Origin of the sequence: Streptomyces noursei ATCC 11455, assembly GCF_001704275.1 — a bacterium.
Classification (GTDB): Bacteria; Actinomycetota; Actinomycetes; order Streptomycetales; family Streptomycetaceae; genus Streptomyces; species Streptomyces noursei.
In genome coordinates, this window is sequence record NZ_CP011533.1 from 6,519,873 (window position 1) to 6,531,128 (window position 11,256).

Below are 11,256 nucleotides of genomic sequence, written 5' to 3' on the forward strand. Positions count from 1 at the left end.
TTCGAGTGCCGACTCGACTCGAAAGGTAACTAAGGTTAGCCTTACAGAAGTTGGAGCTACCACGTACATCGTGAAGCCGCGAACAGTCAGAGGGAACGGGGGAACCGGAGGTGAGGAGCAGCCGCGCCAAGCTGTTGTCCGGCTTAGGCGCCGCGCTGTTCGCCCTCGTGGTCGCGGCGGCCGTCAGTACGGGCGTGGGCACGCGCGCCATCCCGCTGAGCACCGTCGCGGACGCGCTGGTCCACTTCGAACCGCACGACGTGAACCACGTGGCCATACGGGAGTTACGGCTCCCCCGCACCGCCCTCGGCGTGCTGGCGGGGGCGGCGCTGGGACTGGCCGGTGCGGTGATGCAGGGGGTGACCCGCAATCCGCTGGCCGACCCCGGCATCCTGGGGGTGAACGCTGGCGCCGCGCTCTTCGTCGTCGTCGGCATCGACCTCTTCGGCATCACCGCCCTGTCCGGCTATCTGTGGTTCGGACTCGCGGGCGCCGCACTGGCGGCCTGCCTTGTCCACGCGGTGAGTTCGCTGGGGCGTGGTGGAGCCACACCCGTCAAACTCGCGCTCTCCGGGGCCGCGGTGAGCGCTGCCCTGACCTCGCTGGTCACCGCGCTCCTGCTGATCGATGCGGACACCTTCGACCAGTTCAGGTTCTGGCGGGTCGGCTCGCTGGCCGGTCGGGACGGTGCGGTCATAGGGCAGGCGCTGCCCTTCCTCGCCGCCGGCGCGGCGCTGGCGCTCGTCTCCGGGCGGCTCCTCAACGCGCTCGCGCTCGGTGAGGACACCGCGCGCTCCCTGGGCCAGCACATCGGCCGAGGCCGCATGCTGGCGGCACTCTCCGTGGTCCTGCTGTGCGGCGCCGCCACCGCGATGTGCGGACCCATCGCCTTCATCGGCCTGACCGTGCCACACCTGGCGCGCCTGATCACCGGTCCCGACTATCGCTGGATACTGCCCTATTCGATGCTGCTGGCACCCCTCGTGCTGCTGGTGGCCGACATCGCGGGCCGGCTGGCGGTACGCCCCTCCGAGCTGCAGGTCGGGCTGATGACTCCGGTCATCGGCGCACCGGTGTTCGTCATGCTGGTACGCAGGCGCACGCTGGTGGAGCTGTGATGAGCGGCGACCCCGCGACCGCACGGGTCGCAGCGGGGGAGCGGGAGACGGCCGCCCGGGAAGCCGCACGGCGGACCGTGGCCGCGGTGCGCCGCCGGGACAGACGGCGTACGCGTGCTGTGACCGCCGCCCTGGTGCTCGCCGTGCTGGCCGCGTTCACCGCCGCGCTGGCGCTGGGCGAGTTCGGCGTACCGGTACCGGAGGTCGTCCGGTCGCTCGCCGGTCCGCTCTTCGGCAGGGCCGCATGGGAGAGCGAGTTCTTCGTCCTCGACGTACGGCTGCCGCGGGTGCTGACGGGCGTACTGACCGGAGTGGCGTTCGGCCTGTCCGGCGCCCTCTTCCAGAGTCTGATACGCAACCCGCTGGCCAGCCCGGACGTCATCGGCATCACCTCGGGCGCGAGCGCGGCGGCCGTGGTGTGCGTGTTGCTCCTCGGACTGAGCGGGATGGCGGTGTCCTTTGGAGCGCTCGTGGGTGCGCTGGTCACGGCCGCCCTCATCTATCTGCTCGCGTGGCGGAGAGGGGTGAGCGGCTACCGCCTCGTCCTCGTCGGTATCGGGATCGCGGCGGTGTTCTCCAGCCTGGTCTCGTACCTGATGACCACCACGCAGGTCAGCGATGCCCAGCGGGCCCTGGAGTGGCTGACGGGAAGTCTGGACGGGCGCGGCTGGCCGCACGCCGGCACCCTCGCGCTGTGCCTGGTTCCCCTGCTGCCTGCAACGGCGCTGCTGTCCCGCTCACTGCAGGTGCTGCGGTTCGGTGACGGCATCGCGGCCGGGCTCGGTGTGCGGGTGGAGTCCCGCCGGCTCGCGCTGCTGGCGGTGGCGGTGGCACTGGCCGCGGTGGCGACCGCTGCGGCCGGCCCGGTCCCGTTCGTGGCCCTGGTCAGTGCGCCGATCGCGCGCGGGCTGCACCGCGGGCGCGGAGCCGCCTTGACAGCGGCGGCGCTGGTGGGCGCGGTGCTGATGCCCGCGTCCGACTTCCTCGGCCGGCATCTGTTCGGCTCCACGGAGCTACCGGTCGGTGTGGTGACCGGCGTCGTGGGAGCCCCGTATCTGCTTCTCACACTGGCCAACACCAACCGCTCGGGACACGGCGGTTGACCATCGACGGCAGGAGCCGGAGGACCGGGACGGATGAGTGAACGGCACGTGCTGCGCGCAGAGGAGATCAGGCTGGGTTACAACGGGCGGGAAGTCCTCGGCGGGCTGTCGTTCGAGGTCCCGCCGGGCGAGGTCACGGTGATCGTGGGCCCGAACGGCTGCGGCAAGTCCACCTTGCTGCGCATACTGGCGCGGCTGCTGCGTCCCGCCTCGGGAACGGTGTGCCTGGACGGCAGAGACATCCGCACGGTGCCGACCCGGAAGGTCGCCGCCGTACTCGGCATCCTGCCGCAGACTCCCGTCGCGCCGGCCGGGATACGCGTCAGCGAGCTGGTGGGGCAGGGCCGTTACCCCCATCAAGGCCGGCTGCGGCGGTGGGGGGCCGAGGACGAGGACGCGGTGGCGCAGGCGCTGCTCGCCACCGGCACCCTGGAGCTCGCCGAGCGCCCGGTGGACGAGCTCTCCGGCGGACAGCGGCAGCGCGCCTGGATCGCGATGGCGCTCGCCCAGCGTACCGGCCTGCTGCTGCTCGACGAGCCGACGACCTTCCTCGACGTACCGCACCAGGTCGAGGTGCTGGATCTGCTGACCGACCTCAACCGCACGAACGGCACCACCGTCGTCGCGGTGCTGCACGACCTCAACCTCGCTTGCCGCTATGCCGACCGCATCGTGGTGATGAACGGCGGCACGATCGTCGCCGAGGGCCCGCCGTCGCGGATCGTGGACGAAGAACTGATGCGCACAGTTTTCGGCATGGACTGCCGGGTCATCGCGGATCCGGTCTCGGACACCCCGCTGGTCGTGCCCATCGGGCGCCATCACTGCACGGCCGCGAGGACCGGGCCCGCGGCCGGCGCGGTCAGTCCCCGATGAAGTCGATCTCGGGCGCGAGCAGGACACCGGTACGGTCGAGCACCTGCCGCAGCACGATGTCGACCGCCTCACGAAAGCCGGCCGCGCTTGCCCCGTCGTCGGCGACGAGGGTGTAGTGCACGGACGAGATCCGGACGCCACAGGTGAGGGAGGCGTTGAGGGCGAAGCCCGCCTGCCGGATGAGCCAGCTCGCGGTGACCCGTGTGGAGCCGTCCGGGAAGCGGGTCACCGGCGCGCCGAGACCGCGCAGCTTCGAGGCCATCGGGCCACCGACCTCGGGGCTGAAGAAGACACTGCCGATGGAACGGCGGTCGTTCTCGCAGGAGTCCAGCACCATGCCCTTCCTGCGGCGCACCGCCAGGACCGCCTGGGCGGCCTCGGCCGGGGGCACTTGGCTGCCCAGCGGCACGTCCAGTTCGTCGGCCACGCTGCGGTAGGTCACCGGACCGCCCAACTCGGCACGGTGCAGCGCGAAGAGGAGGGTCAGCACGGTCCAGCGTCTGGACTTCTTGAACATGCTGGTGCGGTGGCCCAGTGCGCACTCGGCGGCGTCCAGGGTGATCCGGCGGCCCAGTGCCCAGTCCCACACCTCCACGCTGCGCAGGGTGTCGGAGACCTCCTGCCCGTACGCTCCCACGTTCTGCACCGGCGTCGCGCCGGTGGTGCCGGGGATGCCGGCCAGCATCTCCATACCGGCCAGTCCTTCGGCGATCAGCGTCTCCACCAGGTCCCACAGCGGGTGCCCGGCCTGCACCTCGACCAGTACCCGGCCGTCGTCGGCCGGTCCCAGCACCCGTATGCCGCGGGTGGCGATCCGCAGGACGGGCAGGGAGCACCCCCGGTCGTCGACGAGGACGTTGCTGCCCTCTCCCAGGCATACCGGAGGGGTGGTGCCGTGGTGTACCTCCTGGACGAAGTCCGGGAATTCGGCAAGGTCGTGGAGTTCGGCCAGGGACGCGGCCGGTCCGCCGATGCCGAGGGTCGTCAACGGGGCGAGCGGCACCCCGCAACTGACATGCATAGTGGACTCCTCAGGGACAGTCCTGGAGATCACGAACGTGAGCGCTTCACCGCTGAGCGTGCTCTTCGGCCCGTACGGCAGCGGACTTCCGGCGCGTACCGACCAGTATCGTCCGCCATTTCGTTGTTTGTCGAAGGACGTGGGCTGTGCTGTCGCCGTACGTTCCGCAACCTCCGGCCGCCCGGTCCGTTCAGGAGCCGGGCCGCCGTCCCCGCAGAATCCGGCCGGCGCTCATCCGCACGTACGGCCCAGCACGTCGTCGGTGAGCTCGACGATCCGCCGGGCATCGGCGGCGTTGTGGCGCTGGAACCGTCGGCGCAGATCGGTCAGGCGGGCCTGGCCCCGTGCCGAGGGCACCTGGACGGCGAGGTCCAGTGCCGCCTCGGCGGCCTGGGCCGCGCCATCTAACTCACCCAGCGACAGCCGCGCTTCGGCGAGCGAGGTCTGGTGCAGCAGGCGGTTACGGGGCTGGCTGTCGTCGAACAGTTCCAGACCGCGGGCCAGGTCGAGGGCGGCCTCGCCGGGCCTGCCGATCTCCAGCCGGGCCCGGCCGGCGTCGCCCACCAGCACGGCGGGGGTGACCCAATAGGCCCAGGGTTCCTGCCCCCGGAGCTCGGTCGTCCCCTGCGTGCAGCCGGTGGCCTCGCGGATGGCGGCGGTTTCCTCCAGTGCGCGTTCGCAGCCCGCCAGGTCACCGAGGCTTGCGTGGGCCCTGGCCTGACGACTGGCCAGCAGTGCCTGTCCGGGGCTCGGGGCCTGGTCGGCGGTGCCCTTGCGGGCGATCTGGATCAGTCGCAGGGCCTCTTCACCACGGCCGTGCCACGCGGCTTGGTAGCTCAGACAGGAGATGATGTGCGCGGCCAGCGCGCGGTCGCCCGCGGCGCGTGCGGAACGCAGGGCCTGGAGTAAATAGTGCCTGCCGTGGGCCTCGTCACCTAGGTCAGCGGCCATCCAGCCGACAATCTGGCCGAGTTCGGCCACGAGCCGGTGCAACCGGATGCCGGTATCCTGGTCGTAGGAGCTGGAGTCGGCGAGCCTGATGGCCCACCGCAGGTCCTGGGCCGCCCAGTCCAGCAGCATCCTGCCCCCGTGGTCGTCGTCGAGCCGGCGGAACTGGGCGATGCGTTCACCGATCAGGTCCAGTACCACGGTGTCGATCCCCTCGCCGCGGAGCTGGGCGGCGGGCGGGACATCGGCGTTGAGCAGCCAGTCCAGGGCCACGGTGACCGGGTCCTGGACCCCCGCCGCGGTGAGCGGCGCGGACTGGTCCCGCTGTCCTGGCGGGGACGGGCATCCGGCGAGGCAGAGCGCCGACGGCATCTCCGGTAATCGGTCCTGGCCGGGCCCTAGTGCCGGGGGCGGGAATTTGCCGGGCCACAGCCTGTGGAGCGGCACCGGCTCCCCCAGCCGTTCGGCGAGTATCTCGGAGACCACACGAGGCAGCCCGTGACGCGGACACGACCCCTTGAGCCAGTTGTACGGCGCCTTGGCGCTGATGGTGCCTGCACCGCACACCCTGTTGATCTCCCGTGCCAGGCGGTCCGGGGACCAGGACAGTCGGCGCAGGCACTCGGCCAATACCGAGGTGTTGTTCATCCTCTTACGTCCCCCGCCTCGATCTGAACAGTGTTCGGTGGTAAACGCACTCCGTCCCATCGTCCTATCGGGAGTGCCCAATACTCAAACGAAAAAGGACGGGATCGAGTTGCCGAAGCGGTGTGGGACGCGCCACGAACCGGACGGTATGGACACACCGAAGGCGGCGGCGAGTTGGCTGAGAATCGGCACGGAAATTAGTTGAGTAATTTACTGGCTTCGCTGGTGTCGGCAGCGGGCGAGCGCTCCGCCCGTAGCGCAGGCCAGTAGAGCAGACCCCCGGCAATCAACACGGTGACCGCGAATCCAAAAGGTGCGCTGAATGAACCGGTGAATTCGGCCAACCAGCCGGTCAGTAACACCCCTCCGGTTGTGGCGGCCGTATTGGCGAAGTTCATCAGCCCGCCGACCGCGCCGACCGCGTGCGGTGGGGCCAGGAGCCCCGGCAGGCTCCAGGCCACCGGCGCGGCCACGGCGAGACCGCTGAGGGAGAGGGACATCCAGAAGACCGCGCCGAGCGGCGAGCCGGCCCCCCCTGCGCAGCCGATGGTGGCGCCCAGCGCCAGACCGCCCAGCAGGACCGGCCTGCGGGCGGCGACGGCGTCCCGGCCGCCGCGCACCATGCGGTCGACCAGCCATCCCCCGAAGGCGAACTCGGCCAGGGCCGCTACCAGCCACGGCACCATGGCGTACAGGCCGGCCTGGCCCAGTGCTACGCCGAACTGCTTCTGGAAGAAGACCGGCATCCAGGTCAGCACCACGTTGATGGTGTAGCCGTAGCAGGCGAAGCCCAGTGATATCGCCCAGATACGGCGGGAGCGCAGTACGCCACGCAATCCGCCCGGCGTGCCGTGGACGCCCTGGGCATCGTCGCCGCAGACCTCCGCGTGCTCCGTACCGCGCGGTCGGGGATGCCCGGCCGGATCGCGGTAGCCCCACCACCACGCCACGGCGAACAGCAGGCTCAGCACAGTGGTGAACAGGAACCCGGCCCGCCATCCCCACACGCTGATCACCCACGCCAGTGAGGGGAAGGCGAACACGTTGGCCAGCTTCGTGGCGCCGTCGAACAGCGCGGTGGCCCGGCCCCGTTCAACGGCGGGGAACCATGCGGCGGTCGCCTTCGAGGCGCCGACCATCGACGGTCCCTCGGCCACGCCCAGCAGCAACCGGGCCAGTATGACGAGCCCCAGACCGGAGGCCATGGCCGTCAGCAGACTCGCCAGGGCCCATAACGGAACGGCGATGCGGTTCAGCCATTGCACCCCGATACGGTCGGCCAACAGGCCGGAGGGCAGCTGGACCAGGCAGTAGGACCAGTTGAAAGCGGCCAATACCAAACCGAGTTCGCCGAGGCTCAACCCGAACTCCTCGGCGAGCGGGGTGCTGGCCACCGATAAAACCGTACGGTCGAAGAAGTTGACGACGATTCCACCGGCCAGGAGTGAGCCGATGGCCCAGCGGGCGCGGCCAGGGAGTGTCATGGAATTCGAACCATCCTTCATCGGGTCGTGGGGACACCGTGATTCCGGTGACTCCGATGAAGATCCACACTAAATTCCGCCCCGGCCGCCCCTGCCCCGGGTGGGCATTTACCGGCCAACCGCAGTCGGCCCCATGGGCCGGACGTTGCTCAGGCGCTGTTGTCCGCCCGGGAGATATCCGCCTTCTTTCGTTGACGGGCGACAGTGGGCTCGCCCATGATGCGGCGGCCGGGCGCCACATCGTCGAGCACCAGGGCGTGCGCACCGATCAGAGCGTCGTCACCGATGGCCAGGGGCCCGAGCACGGTGGCGTTCACGCCGAGCGTGACGCGGTCGCCGACCTGCGGGTGGCGCCGGTCCCCGCTGGGCCGCAGCTTGTCTCGCCACCACCCCACAGCACCCAGCGTGACCTGCTGGTAGATGGTGACGTCGTCGCCCAGCACGGCGGTCTCGCCGATCACCACGCCGGTGCCGTGGTCGATGAACAGCCGCCGGCCGATCCTCGCCCCCGGGTGGATCTCGACGCCGGTCAGCACCCGTGCGGAGCTGGTCAGTACGCGCGCGGCGATCCGGTGACGCCGGGCGTACAGGTGGTGCGCGACGCGATAGATCCACACCGCGGGAAGCGTGGAGTGGAACACCGCCTCCGCCCGGGAGGCGATCGAGGGGTCGCGGGCCAGCGTCGTGTCGATGTCTTCGAGCATCCGCGACAGCGGACCGTTCCCGGTGCGCCGGCTGCCGAACGGCACTGCGGCCGCTCCCGGTTTCCGGTCGGGCTTCGACTGGAGCATGGCTCAGTTCCCCATGCTTTCGGCCTTCTCCCAGTCTTCCTTCGAGCCGGAGTCCGCGAAGACCGTGACCACGATGTCGTCGGGGCCGAGGTTCTTCGCCTTCTCGCGCGCGATCAGCCAGCTGGCGCCGGCCGAGGAGCCGATCCTGGTGCCGGTTTCCTTCCAGAAGTCGTACATCGCCCGGAGCGCTTCGGGGTGCGAGACCTGCGCGCTCTCGAACTCCGGGAGCAGCTTTTCCACGAACGGCTGGCGCATCCCGTAGGTCATCCCGCCGGCGCCGGCGAACTTCGGTTTGGCGTTGGGGGGTTCGGGTGTCCCGTACGGAAGCTCGGCGGGGGTCACGCCGATGACAGACAGGCCGGGGGCGATGCCCCGCAGCGCCCGCGCCACGCCGGCGAGCATGCCGCCGCTGCCCACCGCCGCCACCACGGCAGCGGGGTGGGCACCGTCGAGCTGGCCCACGATCTCCCGGCCGGTGAAGAACTGGTGCGCGGCGACATTCGCCATGTTCCGGTGCTGCGCCAGCAGCGTCCAGCTCGGGTCGTCCGCCGCGATCTCCGAGGCGCGCCGCATGATGGCGAGCGGGAACTCGGACGCCGGCACCAGGTCGATGGCGCATCCCCCCTCGGAGAGATGGGTCAGCAGGCTCTGGGGCACCGAATCCGGCATCACGGCCCGTACGGGGATTCCCGTGATCTTGCTCAGTCCCGTCAGCGCGCGGGCCATGTTGCCGCCCGAGCAGTCCACGACCTTTAACGGGCCCTCTTTGTCCGTGTGTTCGTTGATGGCGCGGCAGAGCATGGAGTACCCGGGACGGTCCTTGGCAGAGCCGGACGGGTTCCGGAGCTCGTACTTGGCCATGATCTTCGCCCCGCCGGGCGGACCGGGCACCTCGACGAGCGGTGTACCGCCCAGGGTGGCCCGGAATTCGCGCAGCCCCGGATATTGGGCGAGCGCCGTGGTCTCGTCGACTGCCGCATCCAGCGGCTCGGTTACGGAGAGTTCGATCTGAGGCGGTTGTGTCGCCATCGGGCTCACAGTCCCTTCGCCAATTCGCAGTCTGCGCGGCCAGTTCCGCGCTGCTTCGCGCTCTTCGCGCACATGCACGACCGGGTAGATCGTCAGCGAGCCCGTGAGAGGTGTCAATGAAACCCAGGTGTTCAAGCAGTCGCCTCAACGGCCGTACGGAGAAAACGAATCGGTGCCCGGCTCCCGGCTTCGGGGCCGGGCACCGGCGCTTCGACGGGCCCAGGGGCCTATGCCGGCTGGTCGGCGGGTCGCCGGGCTTTGAGCAGCCAGAGCGCCAGCAACCCGCTCCCCAGCCCGACGACGGCCGCGACCACGAATACCGCGGACAGCCCGCTCGCGTACTCCGCATGCAGGTCGACGCGGCCCTTGCCGGACGAGAACTGGTGGAATACGGAGCCGAGTACGGCGATGCCCAGCGCCAGGCCGAGCTGGCGTGCACAGTTGGCCGCGGCGGAGGCGACCCCGCTCTGTGACGCGGGCGCGGCAGACATGGCGATGGCGGGAAGCACGGGGGAGACGATGCCCGCGCCGATACCGGTGATGACCAGTCCCGGTACCAGCGCTGCCCAGGACGAGCCGGCATCGACCGTCAGCATGAGGACGTTGCCCACGCCCACGGCCACCGTGCCGCCGCCGAGTGTCACGTATGAGGGAAGCCGGTGCAGTGCGCTGCCGACCACGGCGGAGGTGGTGAAGAACGCCACCGGCTGCACCGTGATGACCAGAGCCGTGGGCAGTGAGGTGAGCCCCACGCTGTCCTGCAGCCAGATCGACATGACTGGCAGCGAACCGAAGCCGGCGAGGTAGTACCCCATGGCTGCGACCAGCGTTCCGTTGAACTCCCGCTTGCGGAACAGGGAAAGCGAGATCATCGGGTTGCTGCTGGCCCGCTCGACCAGGATGAACGCGATGAGCATCAGTACGCCGACGACGAAGCCGAGCACCGCGGAGGTGGCCCCCCACCCCTGCTCGCCGCCGCGGATGATACCGAAGGTGATGCCGATCGCCGCGAGGGTGAAGGTGCAGATGCCCAGGTAGTCGATGCGGGTCGAGGTACTGGCGTCGTCGATCAGCACCGCGGCGGACAGCGCCACCGTGAGCACGCAGACCGGCACCCCGCCGAAGAAGATCCACTGCCAGGACAGGAACTGCGTCAGGATGCCGCCCGCGACATTGCCGATACCGGCGGCGGCACCGGCGACCGCACCCCAGATCGCGAAGGCCACGCCCTTGTCGCGTCCGGTGTAGGTGAGTCCGATCAGGGGCAGCAGGGTCGAGAACATCGCGGCACCGGCCAGGCCCTGTACCGCCCGCGCAGCGATCAGTACGGCGACATTGCCGGCTAATCCGCAGACGAGCGTGGAGACGCCGAAGATCCCCAGGCCGGCCAGGTAGAGGCGTTTGCGCCCCAGGTTGTCGCCGAGCGATCCCATGCCGAGCAGCAGCCCTGCGAGGGCGAGGGTATAGACATCGACGATCCACTGCAGGGAGCCGAAGCTCGCGTGCAGGTCGTGGGCCATGCTGGGGAGCGCCACCGTCACGATCGTCGAGTAGACGAGCAGCATGAACGTTCCCAAGCAGGTGGCGACCAACGGCAGCCATTTGCGCATGGTTGTACTTCCTTCCGGGGCCTGGAGCCTTCCGGAACAAGCCTGCTGTAATATCCTTATGCAACAGAACCCTTACGGGGAGGATCCCGTACGGCTCATCCTGGACCTCGCCGCCGCGCCACCGCGTTCCCCCGGGGAATTCGCCGAACGCTGCGTCGCGGCGGGCATGGCGATCGACCGGGCGGTGGGCGACGAAGACCTGGCGGAGATCCTGGAGTTCATCCCGCGCTGGCTCGCGGTGGTCGACGCCGATACCCCCGAGCGGCGCGCCGCGCTGCTCAACGAACTGCTGACGACCTCGTCCGCGTACCCGCGGCTGACCGACCACGCCGACGGCGGCTGGCACATCCACTACCGTGCCGATGGCCTGGGCCTGGCGGGGGTGGTGCGGGCAGTGGTCAGTGTGGGCACCGCTCTGCACCTGACCAGCCGCGGCATGGACCGCCTCGGCCGCTGTGCGCTGGCCGAGTGCGGCCGGGCGTACGGCGACTTCACACGGGGCGGCCGACAGCGCTACTGCTGCCACACCTGCGCGAACCGCGACGCCGTACGTCGCTTCCGCACCCGGCAGGCCGGCACAGAACCCGTGAGGCCGGCGGCGAGGGGGTGACCGCCGACCTCACGGGTC

The 11,256-nt window shown here is 70.0% G+C and carries 10 protein-coding genes; 4 read left to right on the forward strand and 6 right to left on the reverse strand.

Annotation, left to right across the window (positions count from 1 at the left end; all coding sequences use genetic code 11):
• The first annotated feature begins 110 nt into the window (after window positions 1-110).
• The 3 genes from SNOUR_RS27675 to SNOUR_RS27685 are packed head-to-tail and all read left to right on the forward strand — an operon-like array spanning window position 111 to window position 3,097.
• Window positions 111-1,118: a FecCD family ABC transporter permease gene (locus SNOUR_RS27675; RefSeq protein ID WP_067352201.1), complete on the forward strand. Its 1,008-nt coding sequence runs from the start codon at window positions 111-113 to the stop codon at window positions 1,116-1,118.
• On the forward strand, window positions 1,118-2,221 hold the full coding sequence (locus SNOUR_RS27680; RefSeq protein WP_067352203.1) for a FecCD family ABC transporter permease: 1,104 nt from the start codon (window positions 1,118-1,120) through the stop codon (window positions 2,219-2,221). Before SNOUR_RS27675 ends, SNOUR_RS27680 begins: the two co-directional genes overlap by 1 nt.
• A 33-nt stretch (window positions 2,222-2,254) precedes the next feature.
• Window positions 2,255-3,097 carry an ABC transporter ATP-binding protein gene (locus SNOUR_RS27685; RefSeq protein WP_067352206.1) on the forward strand — a complete coding sequence of 281 codons (843 nt, stop codon included), beginning with the start codon at window positions 2,255-2,257 and terminating at the stop codon, window positions 3,095-3,097.
• Here SNOUR_RS27685 and SNOUR_RS27690 read toward each other — a convergent pair.
• From SNOUR_RS27690 to SNOUR_RS27715, 6 genes are all read right to left on the reverse strand, one after another.
• Entirely contained in the window at window positions 3,084-4,118 is a 1,035-nt protein-coding gene (locus SNOUR_RS27690) for a UDP-N-acetylmuramate dehydrogenase (RefSeq protein ID WP_067352209.1), read from the reverse strand. The genes SNOUR_RS27685 and SNOUR_RS27690 overlap by 14 nt on opposite strands.
• 231 nt (window positions 4,119-4,349) lie before the next feature.
• Window positions 4,350-5,714, reverse strand: a complete 1,365-nt coding sequence (locus SNOUR_RS27695; protein WP_067352211.1) for an NsdA family TPR-like regulatory protein — start codon at window positions 5,712-5,714, stop codon at window positions 4,350-4,352.
• Window positions 5,715-5,911: 197 nt separating this feature from the next.
• Window positions 5,912-7,198 carry an MFS transporter gene (locus SNOUR_RS27700; RefSeq protein ID WP_067352214.1) on the reverse strand — a complete coding sequence of 429 codons (1,287 nt, stop codon included), beginning with the start codon at window positions 7,196-7,198 and terminating at the stop codon, window positions 5,912-5,914.
• 149 nt (window positions 7,199-7,347) lie between these two features.
• On the reverse strand, window positions 7,348-7,989 hold the full coding sequence (epsC, locus tag SNOUR_RS27705) for a serine O-acetyltransferase EpsC (protein ID WP_067352217.1): 642 nt from the start codon (window positions 7,987-7,989) through the stop codon (window positions 7,348-7,350).
• Between the two features lie 3 nt (window positions 7,990-7,992).
• Window positions 7,993-9,018, reverse strand: a complete 1,026-nt coding sequence (locus SNOUR_RS27710; RefSeq protein WP_079142924.1) for a pyridoxal-phosphate dependent enzyme — start codon at window positions 9,016-9,018, stop codon at window positions 7,993-7,995.
• A 227-nt stretch (window positions 9,019-9,245) separates the two neighbouring features.
• Window positions 9,246-10,628 (reverse strand): MFS transporter, encoded by a 1,383-nt coding sequence (locus tag SNOUR_RS27715; RefSeq protein ID WP_067352219.1) that lies wholly within the window; start codon window positions 10,626-10,628, stop codon window positions 9,246-9,248.
• Between the two features lie 58 nt (window positions 10,629-10,686).
• Between SNOUR_RS27715 and SNOUR_RS27720 the strand changes: the two genes are divergently transcribed.
• Window positions 10,687-11,238 (forward strand): CGNR zinc finger domain-containing protein, encoded by a 552-nt coding sequence (locus SNOUR_RS27720; RefSeq protein WP_067352222.1) that lies wholly within the window; start codon window positions 10,687-10,689, stop codon window positions 11,236-11,238.
• Window positions 11,239-11,256 lie beyond the last annotated feature (18 nt).